The 19,075-nt window shown below is 72.2% G+C and carries 20 protein-coding genes; 9 read left to right on the plus strand and 11 right to left on the minus strand.

Going from position 1 to position 19,075, the window contains the following annotated elements; all coding sequences use genetic code 11:
- Positions 1 to 117: 117 nt before the first annotated feature.
- The 3 genes from MED15_RS20585 to MED15_RS20595 are packed head-to-tail and all read right to left on the minus strand — an operon-like array spanning position 118 to position 3,984.
- Positions 118 to 1,740 (minus strand): prenyltransferase/squalene oxidase repeat-containing protein, encoded by a 1,623-nt coding sequence (locus MED15_RS20585; RefSeq protein WP_112588668.1) that lies wholly within the window; start codon positions 1,738 to 1,740, stop codon positions 118 to 120.
- The gene (locus MED15_RS20590; protein ID WP_091403752.1) at positions 1,733 to 2,650 is read right to left on the minus strand and encodes a terpene synthase family protein; all 918 of its coding nucleotides are present in this window, start codon (positions 2,648 to 2,650) and stop codon (positions 1,733 to 1,735) included. The genes MED15_RS20585 and MED15_RS20590 overlap by 8 nt, the downstream gene beginning before the upstream one ends.
- Positions 2,647 to 3,984 (minus strand): cytochrome P450, encoded by a 1,338-nt coding sequence (locus tag MED15_RS20595; protein WP_181518515.1) that lies wholly within the window; start codon positions 3,982 to 3,984, stop codon positions 2,647 to 2,649. The genes MED15_RS20590 and MED15_RS20595 overlap by 4 nt, the downstream gene beginning before the upstream one ends.
- A gap of 422 nt (positions 3,985 to 4,406) precedes the next feature.
- On the opposite strand from MED15_RS20595, the gene MED15_RS20600 reads away from it, so the two are divergent.
- Positions 4,407 to 4,655: a DUF2630 family protein gene (locus MED15_RS20600; RefSeq protein WP_091403743.1), complete on the plus strand. Its 249-nt coding sequence runs from the start codon at positions 4,407 to 4,409 to the stop codon at positions 4,653 to 4,655.
- A 44-nt stretch (positions 4,656 to 4,699) separates the two neighbouring features.
- On the opposite strand, the gene MED15_RS20605 is transcribed toward MED15_RS20600, so the two are convergent.
- The 3 genes from MED15_RS20605 to MED15_RS20615 form a co-directional block, all read right to left on the minus strand.
- Positions 4,700 to 5,632 (minus strand): serine protein kinase RIO, encoded by a 933-nt coding sequence (locus MED15_RS20605; RefSeq protein ID WP_112588664.1) that lies wholly within the window; start codon positions 5,630 to 5,632, stop codon positions 4,700 to 4,702.
- A gap of 211 nt (positions 5,633 to 5,843) precedes the next feature.
- Entirely contained in the window at positions 5,844 to 6,488 is a 645-nt protein-coding gene (locus MED15_RS20610) for an HAD family hydrolase (protein WP_091403736.1), read from the minus strand.
- 65 nt (positions 6,489 to 6,553) lie between these two features.
- On the minus strand, positions 6,554 to 7,414 hold the full coding sequence (locus MED15_RS20615; protein ID WP_244220522.1) for a carbon-nitrogen hydrolase family protein: 861 nt from the start codon (positions 7,412 to 7,414) through the stop codon (positions 6,554 to 6,556).
- Positions 7,415 to 7,491: 77 nt separating this feature from the next.
- Here MED15_RS20615 and MED15_RS20620 point away from each other — a divergent pair, with 77 nt between their 5' ends.
- The 6 genes from MED15_RS20620 (at position 7,492) to mug (ending at position 11,790) form a co-directional block, all read left to right on the plus strand.
- On the plus strand, positions 7,492 to 8,064 hold the full coding sequence (locus MED15_RS20620; protein WP_091403732.1) for a TetR/AcrR family transcriptional regulator: 573 nt from the start codon (positions 7,492 to 7,494) through the stop codon (positions 8,062 to 8,064).
- 82 nt (positions 8,065 to 8,146) lie between these two features.
- Positions 8,147 to 9,079 (plus strand): TIGR04222 domain-containing membrane protein, encoded by a 933-nt coding sequence (locus tag MED15_RS20625; protein WP_112602148.1) that lies wholly within the window; start codon positions 8,147 to 8,149, stop codon positions 9,077 to 9,079.
- Positions 9,076 to 9,894, plus strand: a complete 819-nt coding sequence (locus tag MED15_RS20630; RefSeq protein ID WP_112588683.1) for an MbnB/TglH/ChrH family RiPP precursor modification enzyme — start codon at positions 9,076 to 9,078, stop codon at positions 9,892 to 9,894. Before MED15_RS20625 ends, MED15_RS20630 begins: the two co-directional genes overlap by 4 nt.
- The gene (locus MED15_RS20635) at positions 9,891 to 10,436 is read left to right on the plus strand and encodes an SCO6045 C-terminal-like domain-containing protein (protein WP_112736693.1); all 546 of its coding nucleotides are present in this window, start codon (positions 9,891 to 9,893) and stop codon (positions 10,434 to 10,436) included. The genes MED15_RS20630 and MED15_RS20635 overlap by 4 nt, the downstream gene beginning before the upstream one ends.
- On the plus strand, positions 10,421 to 11,182 hold the full coding sequence (locus tag MED15_RS20640; RefSeq protein ID WP_112588656.1) for an SDR family oxidoreductase: 762 nt from the start codon (positions 10,421 to 10,423) through the stop codon (positions 11,180 to 11,182). Before MED15_RS20635 ends, MED15_RS20640 begins: the two co-directional genes overlap by 16 nt.
- Entirely contained in the window at positions 11,179 to 11,790 is a 612-nt protein-coding gene (mug, locus tag MED15_RS20645) for a G/U mismatch-specific DNA glycosylase (RefSeq protein WP_425271085.1), read from the plus strand. Before MED15_RS20640 ends, mug begins: the two co-directional genes overlap by 4 nt.
- A gap of 12 nt (positions 11,791 to 11,802) precedes the next feature.
- Here mug and MED15_RS20650 read toward each other — a convergent pair whose 3' ends face one another.
- From MED15_RS20650 to MED15_RS20660, 3 genes are all read right to left on the minus strand, one after another.
- Positions 11,803 to 13,779, minus strand: coding sequence for an ABC transporter ATP-binding protein (locus tag MED15_RS20650; RefSeq protein ID WP_181541662.1), 1,977 nt, complete (start codon positions 13,777 to 13,779; stop codon positions 11,803 to 11,805).
- Between the two features lie 114 nt (positions 13,780 to 13,893).
- The gene (locus MED15_RS20655) at positions 13,894 to 14,661 is read right to left on the minus strand and encodes an enoyl-CoA hydratase/isomerase family protein (RefSeq protein WP_112588650.1); all 768 of its coding nucleotides are present in this window, start codon (positions 14,659 to 14,661) and stop codon (positions 13,894 to 13,896) included.
- A 46-nt stretch (positions 14,662 to 14,707) separates the two neighbouring features.
- Positions 14,708 to 14,935 carry a helix-turn-helix domain-containing protein gene (locus MED15_RS20660; RefSeq protein WP_007462679.1) on the minus strand — a complete coding sequence of 76 codons (228 nt, stop codon included), beginning with the start codon at positions 14,933 to 14,935 and terminating at the stop codon, positions 14,708 to 14,710.
- Positions 14,936 to 15,151: 216 nt separating this feature from the next.
- Between MED15_RS20660 and MED15_RS20665 the strand changes: the two genes are divergently transcribed.
- Entirely contained in the window at positions 15,152 to 15,751 is a 600-nt protein-coding gene (locus MED15_RS20665; protein ID WP_181518514.1) for a cadmium resistance transporter, read from the plus strand.
- Between the two features lie 21 nt (positions 15,752 to 15,772).
- Here the strand turns inward: MED15_RS20665 and MED15_RS20670 are convergent, their stop codons facing one another.
- Positions 15,773 to 17,377: an ABC-F family ATP-binding cassette domain-containing protein gene (locus tag MED15_RS20670; protein ID WP_091403713.1), complete on the minus strand. Its 1,605-nt coding sequence runs from the start codon at positions 17,375 to 17,377 to the stop codon at positions 15,773 to 15,775.
- Positions 17,378 to 17,641: 264 nt separating this feature from the next.
- Between MED15_RS20670 and ypfJ the strand changes: the two genes are divergently transcribed.
- The gene (gene ypfJ / locus MED15_RS20675; RefSeq protein ID WP_112588648.1) at positions 17,642 to 18,565 is read left to right on the plus strand and encodes a KPN_02809 family neutral zinc metallopeptidase; all 924 of its coding nucleotides are present in this window, start codon (positions 17,642 to 17,644) and stop codon (positions 18,563 to 18,565) included.
- A gap of 72 nt (positions 18,566 to 18,637) precedes the next feature.
- Here the strand turns inward: ypfJ and MED15_RS20680 are convergent, their stop codons facing one another.
- Positions 18,638 to 18,997, minus strand: a complete 360-nt coding sequence (locus MED15_RS20680; protein WP_112588646.1) for a YybH family protein — start codon at positions 18,995 to 18,997, stop codon at positions 18,638 to 18,640.
- Positions 18,998 to 19,075: the final 78 nt, after the last annotated feature.

Consider the following 19,075-nt stretch of genomic DNA (forward strand, 5'->3'; position numbering starts at 1 on the left):
TCCCAGGCCGGGCGTTGACTCAGCTCATCAACGAATGATCAGAGGGGGCGACGTCCCACCGCAGCGGGGCATCCGGGGCTGAGGCTCTGCGTACGCTAGCAGTGTCCACACAACCCCTCAAGTTGCTGTTTTTGTTGACCGGTAACCGCAATCCACCACCGATCGGTCCACGCCGAAGGTACGGATGCCGGCCAACCGGCAGGCGGCGAGCACAGTGGCGCGAACGATGACGGTCGGACAGTACAGCTCCTTGCCATACCACAGTGGAGGGTGCTCCCGGCCGGCGGATTCGTGCAGGTAGGCGTGCCCACGAGCCACCGCGTCGTCGACCCGTGGCACTGTCGTCGGCACCGCCAGCAGCACCTGGAGGGCGTACGCGGTCTCCTCGGCGGTGCCGTCCCACCGCCCCCACGAACCGTCAGCGCGTTGGCTGTTCAGCACCCAGCCGGCCGCCCGATCCACCGCCTCGGCGGCGGCCGCACCCCGCCCGAACTCGGCCAGCGCCAGCACACAGCAGGCGGTGGCGTAGTACGGCGAGGCGTGCCACCGGTCCTGCCAGGGGCCGTCGGCGAGCTGGTGTGCCGGCAGCACGGCACTGAGCCGCTCAACCGTCCGGTGGTACCGGGCGTCCGCGCCGGGGTGTGCGGCCACGTGCTGGCCGAACGCGTCCAGCACGTGCGCGTTGGTGGTGACCGAGAAGCCGTCCTCGCTCTCCGGCCAGGTGCAGAACCCCTCCGCCGTCTCGTACGCCCACAGGCTCGCCGGGTCCGCCGGGCGGCCAAAGCGGGCCAGCGCGTCCAGCGTGACCGAGGTGGTGTCCGCGTCGGTCGGCAGTCCTTCGCCGGTGGCGATGCCCTCGGCGCCGGTGGCGGCGGCCAGGGTACGCAGCACTGTCGCCGGCGGATTGACAGCGACACCGGCGCGGCGCAGCCCGCTGAGCACCCAGGCCCGCTCGAACACGGTGATCGGGGTCGGGCAGGGCACCGGCCCGTCAGCCTCGCGGATCAACTCCCGCAGGAAGGCGTGCGCGGCGGGGCCGGCGGCCGGGCCAGCCGCGGTCAGCCAGGCGGCGGTCGCTGCGGGTGACGCGCCGACGGCGGTCAGGGTCGGTCCGGCGTCGGCCGGTGTCGCGTCCAGCACCTCGTAGAAGTGAGCCAGCTTCGTCGGCAGCGCCGCCCCGGCGGCCACCGCGGCGCGGACCGCGCGCAGCCGGTCGGACCCGAGCCCCGCGGGCAGCGCCAGCGGCGGACGGGGCAGCCGCTCGGCGGTCGCCCGGTCCAGCCCCGTCAACCGGCCGTTGATCGACTCGACAAGCGCGGGGACGATGAGGTCCAGCGCCGGAGTGTCCGGCAACGCCCGCGCGTGGATGGGGAGCAGCCGGCCGGTGAGCGCGTCCAGTCCGCGCGCCACCGGGGCGAGTAGATCCGCACCGGCCCATCCGCCGTCGGCCAGCGCCGCGAGCAGAGCATCGGTGGCGCTGAGCGTGGGCACCAGGGCGTACCCCTCGGGTGGGCCCCACGCGCCGTCCGGGCGCTGCTCGCGCAGCAGGAAACCGATCCGCTGGTGGTGTCCCGGCAGCCAGGCCGCACCGGCGACGAGCCGGCCGCTCTCGTACACCGAGGGGGCGACCTGCCCCCACGGCCGCAGCGCCAGGCCGGCGATCAGCTCGCGGGCGGCGTCGGCGACCGGGTCGGCGGCGGTCCCCGCGTCGGCGAACACCCGGGTGGCACCGTCACTCATCGCGTGCCCCCCAGAAGTCCGACAGTTGGTAGAAGCCGCCGGTGAAGGAGATCTGCCGGCCGAGGTAGTCCGCCTGGCGGGGGCACCGCTCGGCGAGGGCGGCCAGGTCCCCCCGGGACCGCGCGGTCAGCTCGGCCAGCCGGTCGTGCACCTGCGCCGGGTCGTCGACCAGCAGCAGGGCGTTCAGGTCACCCCACTCGGCGTCCCGGCCCTGGGTGGCCAGGTCGTTGACCAACCGCAGTACGCGCTGCACGCCACGACCGGCGTCCAGCAGGTCGGTCAGCTGGGCGAGGGTCTTCTCGTCGCCCGTGGCGATCCAGTGGGTGACGTTGACGAAGGAGCAGGCGAGGTTGTCGGCGTTGTCCAGGTAGCGGTCCAGGTCCGGCAGGCGCCGCCCGGTGGTCGGGTCGGTCGGCAGGTGCTTCCAGTCCCACTCCCGCGCCACTGCCGCGAGCATCCGGGCCAGCTCGTCACGCCAGATCGGCCGTAGCCGGGCGAACGCCGGGACGGTGGTCAGCTCGTCGCGCAGGTCGGCCAGCAGCCGGGCCAGGTGACGCCCCGGTGGTGGCGCGGCGCCGTCGGCCACCGCGAGGCAGTCGGTCACCATCTCCCGCACGTCGTCGACGGATCGCGCGAGGTAGTCGACCTGCCAGTCGGCGGCGAAGACCCACAGCAGGGTACGGGTGGTGATCCGCAGCTCCGCGGCGGTGTGCCACGGCGCGGTGAAGGCGATGGCGGTGGCCACCGAGCTGAGCAGCGCCGCGTCGAACGGCGCGGCGTCGAACAGCTCCGGGTGAGCGGCGGTGACGTTCTGGAGGTCGCGTACGCCCCGGACGGCGAGTGCGCACACCCGTCCCTGCTCGGCGACCGCGTCCTGACCGGCCCGCGCCGGTCGCGGGGTCTCCGTCACGATGCGACCGGGCGCTCGACCGGGGTGAGGATGACCTCGGCCCGCTGCTTCGGTTGCAGCGAGGCGCCCATCCGAGGGGTGAGGTCGACCGGTTCGCGTAGCCGGAAGCGGTAGCGGCTCAGCACGGTGCTGACGATGAGCTGGGCCTCCAGCAGGAACAGGTACTGCCCGAGGCACTGGTGCGGGCCCCCGCCGAACGGGAAGTAGGAGTAGCGGTAGCGCCGCCGGGGCAACTCCGGCGCGAACCGCTCCGGGTCGAAGAGCGCCGGGTCGGTCCAGAACGTCGACATCCGCTGGGTGACGTACGGGCTGACCAGCACGGTGCCACCGGCCTTGATCCGCACCCCGCCCAGCACGTCGTCGCCGACCGCGGTGCGCGGGATCATCCAGCCGGCCGGGTAGAGCCGCAGCATCTCGTCGAGCACCATCCGGCCGTAGCGCAGCTGGGGCAGGTGTTCGCGGCCGACCCGTTCGGCGCCGACCACCTGCTCGATCTCGTCGGTCATCCGCTCGGCCACGTCGGGCCGGGACGCCAGCACCGGCCAGAGCCAGGAGAGCAGGGCGATGGTGGTCTCGGTGGCGGTGGAGAACATCGCGACCACGTCGCCGCGGATCGCGTACTCGTCTGGTTCGCTGCCGTCGGCGCGCGGCCGGCAGAGCGTGGAGATGATGTCGTCGCCGTCGGTGGGATGGGCCCGGGCCTCCCGGATGATCGGCAGCACCACCTCGTCGATGGTGCGCACCGCTTCGCGGAAGCGCCGGTCGCCGGGCATCGGCACCGCGTACGGCACGGCGGGCATCAGCAGTCGGGGAAGCATCGCGGTGGTGACGGTGTCCAGCGCGGCGCTGATCCGCAGGGCGTCGGGGACCGAGATCCGATCGGCGAAGAGCACCCGCATGGTGGTGCGCAGGACGATCCGGGTCAGCTCGGCGCCGCCGTCGATCGGGCGCCCGGCGAGGGCCGGTTCGACCCACTCGTCGACCGCCTCGTTGATCGCCTCGGCCATCTTGTCGACGAGCGTCTCGGCCCGCTTGGCGGTGAACAACGGTTGCAGCGCGCCACGACTGGATTCCCAGATCTCACCCTCGGCGACCAGGATGGCGTCGCCGACGATGCGGCGGACCGGTCGCCAGAGCAACCCGTCGCCGTCCCGGGTGTAGTTGGCAACGTTGTCCCGCAGCACGCGTTGCAGGTGCTCAGGATGGCTGACGAGATAGGGGCGGAACGAGCCGAGGTTGAGCCGGACGACGTCGCCGTCGGCGTCCTGGGCGAAGTCGACGAGCGCGCCCAGCGGATCGCGGACCAGTGCCGGCAGAGCGCGTCGTAACGGGATTGTCCGGGGCTCGGTGCTGACAGTGGCGGGGCGCGCCTCGAACACCTGCGACATCGAACCACGTCTCCTCGTCGTCCCGGCGACCGCAGCGGTCCACTTCGGTCGGGCGGGTTGATGAAACTTTCACCTTCTGGGCCGACGGAAGCATCTCACCAAACGAGGGGCACCTCCAGACTTGCGGACGGCGCAATTTCCATCTACGTGCACGCACACTCGTCGATGTTCTCATCTTGTTCGATTCCTGAATGGATACTCAGGAACGGTCCAGTGCGATGGGCGGAACGGGCGCGTGCCGCCGACCTGGCTGCGGCATCGGCACCGGACGGGCGGCGTCGGGCTGACCGGTGCGGGTCGGTGACCCAGGACGCACCGGTACCCCCGAATCCGGGCGATGCCCGGCACCCTGTGCCAGGCTCTGTGGCATGGACGACAAGACCATCCTGAACCGGATCTCCGAGCTGGTCGACGAGGAACACAAGCTGCGTGCCGACGCCCAGGCCCACGAGTCGGGCACCGAGGGCGAGGCCAGCGAGCGACTGCGCGCCCTGGAGGAGTCCCTCGACCAGTGCTGGGACCTGCTGCGCCGCCGACGGGCTGCCCGGGAGACCCACGGCGACCCGGACGCCCAGGGCGAACGCCCCAAGCCCGAGGTCGAGCGCTACCTGCAATAGCCGACGTGGCGGGTCGGGCGGTGTGGCCGCCCGACCCGCTCCGATCAGCGCAGGCCCGCCTCGTGCAGCAGTTCTCCGGTCAACATGCCGGGGTCCACCTGCTCGGCGGGGAGACCCCGGGCCGCGAACCAGGCGCCCACCACCCGCACATCGCGGGCCAGGAACTCCGGCCCCTGTGGGTTCGCCACCACGTCGACCACCTGCGGCAGGTCGATCACGACCAGCCGACCCTGGTGCACGAGCAGGTTGTACGGCGACAGGTCTCCGTGCGCGTAGCCGGCCCGCGCCAGCACCCGCAGCGCCTCCACCAGTTGGGCCCACAGGTCACGCAGCTCGGTCGGGCCGGGTCGCAACTGGGCCAGTCGGGGTGCCGCCTCCCCCGAATCGGCGTCACCGACGAACTCCAGCATCAGCTCGGTGCCCCGCAACTGCACCGGGTACGGCACGGCGATCCGGTCGTGCCCGGCGCCGATCTCCCAGAGCCGGCTCAGCGCGGCGAACTCGGCCGCCGCCCACTGCCCGGCGATCATCTGCCGGCCGAACGCCGTCCGGCCGGCCATCGCCCGGTTCTCCCGGGACCGGCGCACCCGACGGCCCTCCAGGTAGCCGGCATCGCGGTGGAACAACCGGTGCTCGGGATCGCGGTAGCGTTTCACCGCGAGCAGGCAGGACCGGTCGGTGTCCGGCACGGCGCGACGGACCAGGTGGACGTCCGCCTCCTTGCCGGTCTTCAACACACCCAGCTCGGTGTCCTTGGCGGCCAACTCGGTGACCAGCCAGGCGGGGTGCGGCTGTGGCCCGTGCACGGCGTCGTCCCAGGACGACCAGCGCTCGCCGGTGTCCGGGTCGGGCTCGCTGTCCGGGTCTGCGAGCGGCTCGGTGGGCCGCCCGCGCTTCAGAAACTGCGGTTCGTCGTCGTCGAAGCGGCTCTTGCCGCGGCTTCGGCGCTCGAGCGCCGGAAGGTCATGATCGCGCACTGTGGTGAGGTTCCCTTGGTCGAGGCTGAGATAGGCAGCTGGAAGCGACCTGCAAAGACGGCCATGACCGACCCCCTCTCCTCGACCGGGCACTCGCCCGGGATGCACCATGCGCGGACAATGCTCGTACCACCACGTCGGGCGGTCAACCGAATTACCGAGCCGCCACCCGAACGGCCGCTCCGACGCCCAGTCGCCGGCGCGGAAACCCTCAGCGGGCCAGGACCGTGGCGACGGCGGCGATCAACCCGTCCACGGTGCGGCTCGGCGCGAACCGGACGTCCGACCAGGTGCGCCCCCGGTGCAGCCAGACGCTGGGCAGCCCGACGGCGGCGGCACCGCCGATGTCCGCCTCCGGGCTGTCGCCGATCACCCACGCCCCCCGCAGCGGCATCCGGACCCGCTGAGCGGCGAGCGCGAAGATTCTCGGGTTGGGCTTGCTGACCCCGGCCTCCTCGGAGATCACCCAGTCCGCGACGTACTGGTCCAGCCCGGTCTGGCGAATCTTGGCGTCCTCGACGCGTACGGTGCCGTTGCAGACCACCACCGGCACCCAGCCGGCGTCGTCGGCGATCCGCAGCGCGCAGGCGGTCAGCGGGTCGAGCCGGGTCTGCGCCACCACCCCGTCGTGCAGCTCCTCGACCAGGTCGATCGAGGGAATGCGCAGCTCGTAGCGGTCCCGGATGGCGTCGGCGAGGTCCCAGCGGTCGGTCAGACCGTCGGCGTCGATCGAGATCAGCCAGTCGATGTCGGTATGGGGCGCGCCGATGCTGTCCAGGAAGCGCTCACCCCAGCGGCGGAACGGCCCGGCCCGATCCAGCAGGGTGTTGTCCAGGTCCAGCAGGAGCAGTGGCACTCGGGCACCCTACGGGACCGACGTGTCCGCCAACAGATGCGGCGGGTATCGAGCTGACGAAGGGCTCAGCCAGGCATCGACAGCCGCGCGCCACCCTGGTCCGGCAGCCGATCGACGAGCATCGAGTGGGCCGTCCGGGTGGCCGCGAGCACGGCGGGATCCAGAGTCGCCACGAGGACCGCCGTGCCGTCGTCTGCCCCGCGAGCCAGCACCCTTCCCTCGGGGTCGTAGACGGCCGCGCCGCCGTTGAACCGCCACGGGTCGACGCCGCCGACCGCGTTGGCGAAGACCACGAACATCGTGTTGTCCAGGGCACGCGCGGCGTAGTACAGATCCCGGCGGTGCTCGGAGCCGACCAGGTATCCGCTGGGGCACAGGTAGGCGTGTGCGCCGTCGAGGGCGGCGGCCCGGCCGTGCTCGGGGAAACAGCCGTCGTAGCAGATTCCCAGCCCGAGCCGCCAGTCGTCGACGAGCAGCGTGGCACCCCGATCGCCGGGGGTGAACAGCTCCCGTTCGTCGCCCCACAACTGCTGCTTGTCGTACCCGACCCGCACCTCGCCGGTCCGGTCCACCACCAGCGCCGCGATGGTCCGCCGGCCGTCCGGGTGGCGGACGGCCGCGCCGACCAACGCGGTGACGCCGGCCTCGCGCGCCGCGGCCCGCAGCGGGTCGAGCCGGGGATCCGCGACCATCCCGGCCGGATCGGCCACGACGTCCGTGCCGACCGGGTCGGCGGCGAGAACCGGCGGGTGGTACGCGCAGAGGAACAGCTCCGGCAGGACGGCCACCCGGGCGCCCCGCTCGCCGGCTCGGCGGACCAGGTCGGCGGCCATGACCGCGTTGCCGGCGACGTCGCCCGGCGTGGGGGTGGCCTGGACGGTGGCCACGGTCAGCGGGGAGCTGGGCAGGGTGCGGGGCTGAGTCACCGGGCGATGGTAATCGGCGACGTCCCAAGCCGTACGTACGGTTTGCATGCCCCGGGGTGACCTGCAACGATCGACGTGTGCCCAGAGTAAGCCAGGACCAGCTCGACGCTCGCCGGCAGGAGATCCTCGCCGCGGCCCGGGCGTGTTTCGCCCGGCTCGGCTATGAGGGGGCGACCGTACGCCGCCTCGAGGAGGCCACCGGCCTGTCCCGTGGCGCGATCTTCCACCACTTCCGCGACAAGGACTCGCTCTTCCTCGCCGTCGCCGAGGATGACGCCGCGGCGATGGTCGAGACGGTGGCACGCAACGGTCTGGTGCAGGTGATGCGCGATCTGCTCGCCCGCGCCGTCTCCCCCGACACCACCGGGTGGCTGGGCAGCCAACTGGAGGTCTCCCGGCGGCTGCGCACCGACCCGGCGTTCGCCCGGCGGTGGGCGGAGCGGTCCGCCGCGATCGCGGAGGCGACCCGGGACCGGCTGGCCCGCCAGCGCGACGCCGGGGTGCTGCGCGAGGACGTACCGATCGACGTGCTGGCCCAGTTCCTGGAGCTGGCCTACGACGGCCTGGTGCTGCACCTGGCCATGGGCCGACCGGCCGGTGACCTGGGCCCGGTGCTCGACCTCGTCGAGGAGGCGGTCCGCCGCCACTGACCGCGCGCACACCGGTCGGACACCCGTGGCGAGGCTGCTCCACAATGGGGCCGCCGATCCCCTCCGGTGACAGGAGCAGTCGATGAACGTCCACGCCGCGTCCGGCGACACCTGGGGCATTTCCGGCCCAACCTTCCTCCGGTACTACATCGCGGCGGCCATCCTGGTGGTGGCGATCGCGGCGTACCACCGGATCCGCGTGCTGACCGCCCCGGCGCACAACACCCAAGACCCACTCGGACCACAGCAGGTCGCGTACCTCAACGGTGGCCCTCAGCTCGCCGTGCACGCGGCGCTGGGCGGGCTGCGCGGCAGCGGCGCGGTCGGCGTTCGACCGGACCGTCGGCTGACCACCGGCGGTACCCCGCCGACCGGGCTCACCCCACTGGATCAGGCCATCCACTGGGCCGCCCACCAGCACTCCCGGGTGCGGGACCTGCCGCAGGACGAGCGCGTACGCTCCGCGCTGGACCAGATCCGCAACGGCCTGGAGCAGCGCGGGCTGCTCACCGACGACGCGCAGCGCGCCCGTGCCCGCTCCTGGTCCATGATCCTGTTCGCCCTGCTGGGCCTCGGTGTACTCCGGTTGGTCTCCGGCCTGTTCAACGGTCACCCGGTCGGTTACCTGTTGCTGACCCTGGTTCCGCTGCTGACCATCACGCTGGTGCTGCGCCGGGCACCCATGCTCACCCGGGCCGGTCGCACCGCCCTACGCTCCGTCCGCCGCGAACACACCCACCTCGCGCCGGCCTCAGCGCCCGCCTACGCCACCTACGGAGCGGCCGGCGCGGCGATGGGCGTGGCCCTGTACGGCACCGCCTCGCTCTGGGCTCTCGACCCGGGCTTCGCCGAGCAGGCCGAGATTCAGCGCCAGGCCCTCTCCGGCAACGGCGGCTGGACGGGCGGGTCCGACGGATCGTCCGGTGGCGGAGGCGACAGCTCCGGTGGGGACGGCGGCAGCTCCTGCGGCGGTGGAGGCGGCGGGTGCGGGGGCGGCGGCGGGTGCGGCGGATGACCGGCCCGTTTGGGGTCGGCATCGGCTGGCGTCCGGAGATCGCCGGCTTCGTGGCCGAGCTGCCCGGCCTGCGCTTCGTCGAGGTGGTGGCCGAGGGGGTGCCCGCCTCCGGGCCGCTCCCGCCCGGCCTGACGCAGCTGCAGGACCGCGCGGTGACCGTCGTACCGCACGGGGTGCGGCTCTCCCTCGGCGGCGCCGAGCCGGTCGACCCGGCCCGGGTCGCCCACCTGGCCGCGGTGGCGCAACGCCTGGACGCCCCGCTGGTCAGCGAGCACATCGCGTTCGTCCGGGCCGGTGGTCTGGAGGCCGGCCACCTGCTGCCGCTGCCGCGCAGCCGGGAAGCCGTCGACGCGGTCTGCGCCAACGTGGCCCGGGCACAGGCCGAGCTTCCGGTGCCGATCGCGCTGGAGCCGATCGCCGCGTTGCTCGACTGGCCCGACGACGAGTTGACCGAGGCGGACTTCCTCACCGAGATCCTCGACCGGACCGGGGCACTGCTGCTGCTGGACGTGGCCAACGTGCACGCCAACGCCCGCAACCGGGGCGCCGACCCGCTGGCGTTGCTGGACCGCCTGCCGCTGGAGCGGGTCGCGTACGCCCACGTGGCCGGTGGCGCGGAGCACGGCGGGTTCTACCACGACACCCACACCGACCCGGTTCCGGCGGCGGTGCTGGAGCTGGTCGGCGCGCTCTGCGCCCGGCGGCGACCGCCGGCGCTGCTGCTGGAGCGCGACGGCCACTATCCGCCGGCCGCCGAACTCCGCGCCGAACTGGACGCCCTGGCCTCCGCCGCGGGCTTCCCGGCCGTGACATGACTGGCGCACCCGAGGGCGGCTCCGCGCTGACGCCCCGCGCCGGGCTGGCCGAGCGGCAGGCCGAACTGGTCGCGGCGCTGGTCGCCGGGGGTGAGCCACCGGCGGGGTTCGCGCCGGGACCGCTGGCCGCCACCCGCGCGGCCCTGCTGCGCAAGCGGGCCGGCGAGGTGGCCCGGCACTGGCCACTGCTCGCCGCCGGCCTCGGTGCCAGGTGGTCGACCACCTTCGCCGACTGGGCCGCCCGGCGACCCACCGCCGGATCGCTGCGCGACGGTTGGGACCTGGCCCGGGCGCTGCACGCTCAGCACGCGCTCCCACCGGTGGCCGCCGAGGAGTTGGCCGTCCGGGAGGCACGCCTGCGCTACGACGGGGTTCGGGCGCCGCGTCCGCGCCGGGTGCCGGCGGTGGGCCGCGCCGGCGGCGCCGTCGCGGTGCAGATCGCCGGCCGGGTACGCCTGCTGCGCCCCGCCCCACGGGTACCCACCCGTGCTGGCGACGGGATACCGAATGCGGCAGGATCGGCGTTATGGATCTCGGACTGACCGACCGCGTGTACGTCCTCACCGGCGCCTCCCGCGGCCTGGGTTACGCGACCGCGCAGTGCCTGGTCGCCGACGGTGCGCGGGTGGTGCTCTCGGCCCGGGACCCGGACGCGGTGGCCGCCGCCGCACAGCAGCTGGGTGGCCCGGAGCACGCCGTCGGACTGACCGCCGACCTCACCGACCCGGACACCCCGGGGCAGCTCGTCGCCGCCGCGCAGGAGCATTTCGGCCGGCTCGACGGCGCGCTGATCTCGGTCGGTGGGCCGCCGCCGGGCAACGCCGCAGCGGTCACCGACGAGCAGTGGCGGCTCTCCTTCGAGACCGTCTTCCTGGGCACAATCCGCGCCGTACGCACTGTCGCCAACGCCCTGCCCGAGGGCGGCGCGATCGGGCTGGTGCTCTCCACCTCGGCGCGTGGCCCGGTGCCCGGTCTCGGCATCTCCAACGGTCTGCGGCCCGGCCTGGTCGGGGCGGCCAAGGACATCGCCGACGACTACGGCCCGCGTGGGGTCCGGGTGGTCGGCCTGTTGCCCGGCCGGATCATGACCGATCGCAACCGGGAGCTGTTCGGAGCGACCGGCGACCCGGAGCGGGCCCGCGCCGAGGCGGAGGCCGGCATCCCGCTGCGCCGCGTCGGCGACCCGGCCGAGTTCGGCCGGGTGGCCGCGTTCGTGCTCTCCCCCGCCGCCAGCTACCTCACCGGGATCACCCTGCCGGTCGACGGCGGCGCGCTACGCGGGCTGTGACCCCCGACGGAGCCCGACCCGCCCGTGCCGTGACGCCGCCCCGGACGACCCGGCCGACCCGGGCGGACCTGGCGGACCTGGCGGCGGCTGCGGACCGGACCATTCCCGACGTGCTCGCGCCGGGGCTGGCGGTGCTCTTCGTCGGCATCAACCCGGGCCTGTGGTCGGCTGCCACCGGTTGGCACTTCGCTCGACCCGGCAACCGGTTCTGGCCCGCCCTGTACCGGGGCGGGTTCACCCCCCGGCTGCTGCACCCCAGCGAACAGGACGAACTGCCCGCGCTCGGGCTCGGCATCACCAACATGGCCGCCCGGGCCAGCGCCCGCGCGGACGAACTGAGCACCGAGGAACTCCTCGACGGCGCGGCGATCCTGACCGACAAGGTGGCCCGGTACCGGCCGCACTGGGTGGCAGTGGTGGGCGTGACCGCGTACCGGATCGGTTTTCAACGGCCGAAGGCCACCTTCGGGCCGCAACCGGAGTCGCTGGCCGGTGCCCGGCTGTGGGTGCTGCCCAACCCCAGCGGCCTGAACGCGCACTTCACCCCGGCCACCCTGGGCCTGGCGTTCGCCGAGTTGCGAACGGCGACCGATCTACCGGCCCTGTGATGGACGCGGCCGTCAGTTGGCGGCGGCGGGCGGCAGCACCTCGTCGGCGCGGTAGGTGCCCAGCGGCATGACCACCGGCTCGGGGCCGGTCGCGTCGACGAACGGGGTTGGCGAGTCGGCGACAGCGAACTGGGTCCGGTACAGCTCGGCGTAGAGCCCACCGACCGCTACCAACTCCTCGTGCCGCCCCCGCTCGACGATCCGCCCACCGTCAAGGACCAGGATCTGGTCGGCGTCGCGCACTGTGGAGAGCCGGTGCGCGATCACGAGCGCGGTACGCCCGGCCAGCGCCACCGACAGCGCACGCTGCACCGCCGCCTCACTCTCCGAATCCAGGTGTGCGGTCGCCTCGTCGAGGATCACGATCGACGGTGCCTTGAGCAGCAGTCGCGCGATCGCGATGCGTTGCTTCTCGCCGCCGGAGAACCGGTAGCCGCGCTCCCCCACTGTGGTGTCCAGACCGTCGGGAAGCGACCGGACCAGATCGGCCACCTGGGCGCCGGCCAGGGCGGCCCAGATCTCGTCGTCGGTGGCGTCCGGCTTGGCGTAGCGAAGATTCTCGGCGATCGTCTCGTGGAACAGGTGCGAATCCTGAGTGACGACACCGATCTCGTCGCGCAGGGAGGCGAGCGTCGCGTCGCGCACGTCGACGCCGCCGACGAGCACCTGCCCGTCGCTGACGTCGTAGATCCGGGAGATGAGCATCGACAGCGTCGACTTGCCCGCCCCGGACGGGCCGACCAGCGCGACCATCTGCCCCGGCTCGACGCTGAACGAGACCCCCTTGAGCACCGGCTCGTTGACGGTCCGGTCGAGGGTGGCGACCTCCTCCAGGGAGGCGAGGGAGATCTCGGCGGCGCTCGGGTAGCGGAAACGCACGTCGCGGAAGTCGACCCGGCCGGCGCCCAGGGGCACCGGTACCGCGTCGGGCTTCTCCACGATGCCCGGCTTGAGGTCGAGCACCTCGAAGACCCGGTCGAAGGAGACCAGCGCGCTCATCACGTCCACCCGGACGTTGGACAGTGCCGTGAGCGGCCCGTACAGGCGGGTGAGCAGCAGCGCGAGCGTCACCACGGTGCCGGCGCTGACGCCGCCGGTGACCGCGAGCCAGCCGCCGAGACCGTAGGTCAGAGCCTGCGCCAGTGAGGCGACCAGCAGCATCGCCACGAAGAACGTGCGGGAGTACATCGCGGACTGGATGCCGATGTCACGGACCCGCTCGGCCCGGTCGGCGAACCGACGAGCCTCGATCTCGGGCTGGCCGAAGAGCTTCACCAGCAGCGCACCGGCCACCCCGAACCGCTCGGTCATTGTCGCGTTCATCTTGGCGTCGAGGTTGTACGCCTCGCGGGTGATGTCCGCCAGCCGTCGACCGACCCGGCGGGCCGGAATGATGAAGATCGGCAGCAGCACCAGTGACAGCGCGGTGATCTGCCAGGAGAGGGTGAACATCACCGCCGCGGTGAGCACCAGCTGGATGACGTTGCTGACCACACCGGACAGGGTGGAGGTGAACGCCCGCTGGGCGCCGAGCACGTCGTTGTTGAGCCTGCTGACCAGGGCGCCGGTCTGGGTACGGGTGAAGAACTGCAACGGCATCCGCTGCACGTGGTCGTAGACCCGGGTGCGCAGGTTGAAGATGATGCCCTCGCCGATGCGGGCGGAGTACCACCGTTGGGCCAGCGACAGCAGCGCGTCGGCGACCGCCAGCGCGGCGATGAACAGGGCCAGCCGCACCACGAGCCGGCCGGCCTCGGTGCCGCCCCGGTTGATCGCGTTGATCACGTCACCGGCGAGCACCGGGGTGGCCACGCCGATGATGGCGGCCAACACCACGGTGGCCAGGAAGACGATGATGTCGCGCCGGTAGGGGTGGGCGAAGGCGACGATGCGGCGGGCCACCCCGCGCTTGAGCCGGTGGGTGGAGACCTCGTCGCGGTTGCGCATCGACCGGAGCATGCTCCACCCGGCCATGCCACCGCCGGACATCGGGTTGGACATCGCTCACCTCCGGGTTGCCGGGCGGACCGCACCGTCAGGTCAATTCTCCCGACGAGTGTGACAACCTCGTTCGTAACCCGGATCTTCCCGTGCGGTCCTTACCTATTCTCCCCTGCCGGCAAGGTCACGCAGCCGACGGGTCTGCGCCTCCCGCTCGGCGCGCTGCTGGTCGGCGTGCGACCGCCCGCCGGCACCGGCGAGCAACGCCTTGATCTCCACCACCGCGTCGCGGGCTCCGGAGAGCAGGCCGGCGGTCAGGTCCCGCACCGCGTCGTCCAGCTCGGCCGGGGGTACGACAAGGGTGGCCAGCCCGATCCGGTCCGCCTCGGCGGCGTCCAGCCGGCGGCCGGTCGCACAGATCTCCAACGCCCGCGAATATCCGACCAACTCGACGAGGCGTTTCGTGCCGGCCAGGTCGGGCACCAGACCGAGGGTCACCTCGGCCATCGACAGCTTCGCGTCCGCGGAGAGCACTCGCAGGTCACAGGCGAGCGCGAGCTGAAAGCCGGCACCGATCGCGTGGCCCTGTACGGCCGCGACGGAGACGACATCCGGCCGGTGCAGCCAGGTGAAACCGGCCTGGAACTCGGCGATGCGCTCGGCGCACTCCTGCTCGGGCAGCGTGGCCAGCTCAGCGAAGGACCCCGGGCCGGAGGCGCCCGCCACCGCGAGATCGAGGCCGGCAGAGAACGCGCGACCCTCGCCGCGGACCACCACCACCCGCACGTCGCCGGGAAGGTCGCGGGAGAAGTCGCTCATCGCCTGCCACATCGCGGGCGTCTGGGCATTGAGCACGTCGGGCCGGCACAACGTCACCGTGGCGACCGGCCCGTCGCAAGTCAGCCGAACCCCGGTCGCCTCGGCGGTCACCGGACGTCCCGGGGCGCGGCGCTGGTGGACGACGCTGAGGGGCGGGTCACGCCTTCTTGCGGCGCCGGGCGCCACCGCGCTGACGCAGCTGCACGCCGGACTCGGTGAGCACTCGGTGGATGAACCCGTAGGAACGGCCGGTCGAGGCCGCCAACGCGCGGATGCTCTCCCCCGAGGTGTACCGCTTTACCAGGTCCTTGGCGAGCGTCTGACGCTCGGCTCCGACGATCCGGCGACCCTTCTCAGTGCTGGTGGCTGTGCCAGTGGCTGCCATGCTGTGTCCTCACGTCCCAGACTGTGCGGTTCGGATACGGTCCCACCTATTAGACCGCCTCGAACGATCATGCGCCAGATATCAACTCTTCGCCAACCGACACGCTATGCAATGTCAGCTTCCCGATAGAGTGATCCTGGCGATCCGGCCCGCCGCGGCGTCCGGGCGTACCACCGCCGGGAGCTGGCGGCTGCCGGCGGCCCGTAGCCTTCGGTCGTGATCGACCTGTTGAGCACCGCCGGCGCGGCGGCAGTGGTCTTCGCTGCCACCGACATCGACGACATCGTCATCCTGACGCTGTTCTTCGTCGCGGCCCGCACCACCGGCAAACCCCGCACCTGGGAGATTGTCGCCGGACAATACCTCGGCATCGGCGCGCTCGCGTTGGCGAGCGCGGTGATCGCGGGTGGACTCCTGGTGGTGCCCGACCCGTGGACGGGGCTGCTCGGCCTGCTGCCGATCGCACTCGGCGTACGCGCGCTGCGGAGTTCGGGCGACGACGAGGCACCGGCGGTCGTCACCGGAGCGCTCGGCGTGGCCGGGGTGACGATCGCGAACGGCGCCGACAACGTCGCTGTCTACGTACCCGTCTTCCGGGCCCTCGGTGTGGCCGACAGCGCCGTGCTCCTGCTGGTCTTCGTGCTGCTGATCGCGCTCTGGTGCGCGGCCGGGGCCTGGCTGGGCGGGCACCGGAGGGTGGTCCGGCTGGTCGAGCGCGCTGGCGCCTGGCTGGTGCCGACGATCTTCATCGCCATCGGGCTGGTGATCCTGGTCAGCTCCGGCGTGCTCGGCCGACTGGTCGACCTGCTCGGCTGAGAGCCGGCCGAGCAGCCTCGGTCAGGCCAGCTCGACCAGTTCGAGCAGGTCGTCGCTCCACGCGTCCTCATCGCCGTCGGGCAGCAGGATGGCCCGGTCCGGCTTGAGCGCCAGCACCGCACCCGGATCGTGGGTGACCAGGACGATCGCGCCCGGGTAGTTGGCGATGGCGTCGAGCACCTGCTCCCGGCTGACCGGGTCGAGGTTGTTCGTCGGCTCGTCGAGCAACAGCACGTTGGCGCCGGAACAGACCAGAGTGGACAGGGCCAGCCGGGTCTTCTCGCCGCCGGAGAGCACGCCGGCCGGCTTGTTCACGTCGTCACCGGAGAAGAGGAACGCGCCAAGGATCTTGCGCAGGTCGGTGTCGGACTGCTCGACGGCGGCGGCGCGCATGTTCTCCAGCACCGTCCGCTCCACGTCCAGCGTCTCGTGCTCCTGGGCGTAGTAGCCCAGCCGCAGGCCGTGCCCCGCGTGCACCTCGCCGGTGTCCGGGCTGAGCAGCCCGCCGAGCATCCGCAGCAGGGTCGTCTTGCCGGCGCCGTTGAGCCCGAGGATGGCCACCCGGGAGCCCCGGTCCACCGCCACGTTGACGTCGGTGAAGATCTCCAGCGAGCCGTACGACTTGGAAAGGCCGGTCGCCGTGAGCGGGGTCTTGCCGCACGGCGCGGGGCTGGGGAAACGCACCTTGGCCACCCGGTCGGCGACCCGCACCTCCTCCAAGCCGGAGATCAGCTTCTCGGCACGGCGGGCCATGTTCTGGGCGGCCACGGTCTTGGTGGCCTTGGCCCTCATCTTGTCGGCCTGCGCCATCAGCGCGCCGGCCTTCTTCTCCGCGTTGGCCCGCTCCCGGCGGCGGCGCCGCTCGTCGGTCTCGCGCGCCTCCAGGTACGCCTTCCAACCCAGGTTGTACACGTCGATGACCGACCGGGTGGCGTCGAGGAACCAGACCTTGTTGACCACCGACTCCAGCAGCGCGCCGTCGTGGGAGATCACGATCAGGCCGCCCTTGTGGTTGGCGAGGAAGCCCCGCAACCAGGTGATCGAGTCGGCGTCGAGGTGGTTGGTGGGCTCGTCGAGCAGCAGGATGCCGCCGCCGTTCTCGCCCGCGTCGCGGAACAGGATCCGGGCCAGCTCGATGCGGCGACGCTGACCACCGGAGAGGGTGCCGATGGTCTGCGCGAGCGCCCGGTCCGGTAGACCGAGGTTGGCGCAGATCCGCGCGGCCTCAGCCTCGGCCGCGTACCCGCCGAGGGCGGCGAACTGGTCCTCCAACGCGCCGTACCGACGGACCAGCTTGTCGTTGGCGTCCTCGGCGAGGCGGGCCTCGACCTCCTGCATCTGCGCCATCAGCACGTCCAGGCCGCGGGCGGAGAGCACCCGGTCGCGGCCGGTGACCTCCAGGTCACCCGTGCGCGGGTCCTGCGGCAGGTAGCCGATGGCGCTGCGCTGGTCGATCTGGCCGCCGTACGGCTGCCCCTCGCCGGCGAGCACCTTCAGCGTGGTGGTCTTGCCGGCGCCGTTGCGACCGACCAGGCCGATCCGATCACCGGGCTGCACGCGCAGGGTGGTGTCGGACAGCAGGATCCGGGAACCGGCACGCAGTTCCAGGCCGGTGGCAGTGATCATGTTTGCGGGCTCGCTCTCGGGGTTTGGAAGGCTGACTCGGGGCACGCGAAACCGCCGGCGGGCTCAAGGGGCCCGACGGCGCGGGGCGGTTCAGCCTTCGCAGCGCAGCACCCGACAAGTGTACCGGGCGCCGTCGGACGTCCCTCCCGGATTACCGATCAAGATCATCGGGTATCGGAACGCCTGTCCGGACCCCGTCCGGCACTCGATGGACGAAACGACACACAAAAGACATTCACCGGCATACGGCGATCGGGGTCACCCATGGAACTCAACGAGCGGGCCGAGCTCGACACCTCCCAGGCCAACGACCTGGGCCGGGGTAGCGGCGGGTCGGGCGGCGGCTTCGGCATCCCCATCCCGGGCGGCGGCGGCCGGGGCGGCATCATCGGCATCGTGGTGGCCGTTCTCGTCGCCCTCCTCGGCGGCGGGTTCGGTCTCAACGCCATGACCAACGGCGACGAGGGCGGGCAGGCCGGCGGCACCGACCTGGAGCAGTTGTGCTCCACCGCCAACCCCGAGCGTCTCGACGATGCGCGCTGCCGCAACCTGCTCTACGTCAACAGCATCCAGGACTACTGGAAGAAGGCGTACCCCGAGCTGGGCAGAAGCGACTACGAGGTCACCACCACGAACTTCTTCCAGGCGGCAGTGAACACCGGCTGCGGGCAGGCCGACTCGGGCGTCGGCCCGTTCTACTGCCCCGCCGACCGGAAGGTGTACATCGACCTGAGCTTCTACGACGAGCTGGCGTCCCGGTTCGGGGCGAAGGGCGAGTTCGCCCAGCCGTACGTGCTCGCCCACGAGTACGGCCACCACGTCCAGAACCTGCTCGGCACCAACGCGAAGGCCGGCCAGGGCGACCAGAGCGGCCCCCGCTCCGCCTCCGTACGGCTGGAGTTGCAGGCCGACTGCTACGCCGGCGCCTGGGCCAGGCACGCCACCGAGAGCAAGGACAAGACCGGCCAGCAGCCACTGTTCAAGTCGATCACCGAGGCCGACATCAACCAGGCCATCGACGCCGCCGAGGCGATCGGCGACGACAGCATCCAGGAGCGCTCCGGCGGGCGGGTCAACCCCGACCAGTTCACCCACGGCACGTCCGAGCAGCGCAAGCGCTGGTTCAACCAGGGCTACGACCGCGGCGACCCGAAGACCTGCGACACCTTCGGCACCGACCAGCTCTGACATCCGCCCCCAGATCGTGGCAGGTCCCTCCGCGGGCCTGCCACGATCGTCATCCCTGCCGAAGCTCCCGGGTCAGGTGAGCTGCGAGACCTGGTAGTGGCCGATGAGCCAGTCGTCGTCGACCCGCCGCAGGAGCACGCCGAGGTTGACGTTCAGGGCCGGCCGGTCGGTGAAGGCGAACTCCACCTCCAGGTAGCCGAGGACCACGTCGTCGGCGAGACGACGGATCTCCCGGATGTCGTACGCGGCGGTCAGGCCGAGCGGCTGTCCGGCGTAGTACGCGGCGACGCCGGCAGGACCGACCGTGTACGGCTGCAACCCCTGAAAGATCGCGTCGTCGGTGAAGCACGCCGCGACCCGATCGGGCTCGTGGGCGTCGACCGCCGACTTCCACCGGTCGAGGACGGTACGCAGAATCTGCGCCTCGGACATGATGATCTCCCTGCTGGACGGACGTGCACGTCGCCTGCCTGTCGAGCTGCCCCACGTGCGAGGCGACCCCCTCCAGGC

The organism is Micromonospora noduli (assembly GCF_003264475.1).
Taxonomy (GTDB): Bacteria; Actinomycetota; Actinomycetes; order Mycobacteriales; family Micromonosporaceae; genus Micromonospora; species Micromonospora noduli.

Coding starts and splice junctions, on each gene's coding strand:
- MED15_RS20585 (WP_112588668.1), bottom strand. CDS start 1,740: ATGAGTGACGGTGCCACCCGGGTGTTCGCCGACGCGGGGACCGCCGCC.
- MED15_RS20600 (WP_091403743.1), top strand. CDS start 4,407: ATGGACGACAAGACCATCCTGAACCGGATCTCCGAGCTGGTCGACGAG.
- MED15_RS20625 (WP_112602148.1), top strand. CDS start 8,147: ATGAACGTCCACGCCGCGTCCGGCGACACCTGGGGCATTTCCGGCCCA.
- MED15_RS20630 (WP_112588683.1), top strand. CDS start 9,076: ATGACCGGCCCGTTTGGGGTCGGCATCGGCTGGCGTCCGGAGATCGCC.
- MED15_RS20635 (WP_112736693.1), top strand. CDS start 9,891: ATGACTGGCGCACCCGAGGGCGGCTCCGCGCTGACGCCCCGCGCCGGG.
- MED15_RS20640 (WP_112588656.1), top strand. CDS start 10,421: ATGGATCTCGGACTGACCGACCGCGTGTACGTCCTCACCGGCGCCTCC.
- MED15_RS20650 (WP_181541662.1), bottom strand. CDS start 13,779: ATGTCCGGCGGTGGCATGGCCGGGTGGAGCATGCTCCGGTCGATGCGC.
- MED15_RS20660 (WP_007462679.1), bottom strand. CDS start 14,935: ATGGCAGCCACTGGCACAGCCACCAGCACTGAGAAGGGTCGCCGGATC.
- MED15_RS20670 (WP_091403713.1), bottom strand. CDS start 17,377: ATGATCACTGCCACCGGCCTGGAACTGCGTGCCGGTTCCCGGATCCTG.
- ypfJ (WP_112588648.1), top strand. CDS start 17,642: ATGGAACTCAACGAGCGGGCCGAGCTCGACACCTCCCAGGCCAACGAC.
- MED15_RS20680 (WP_112588646.1), bottom strand. CDS start 18,997: ATGTCCGAGGCGCAGATTCTGCGTACCGTCCTCGACCGGTGGAAGTCG.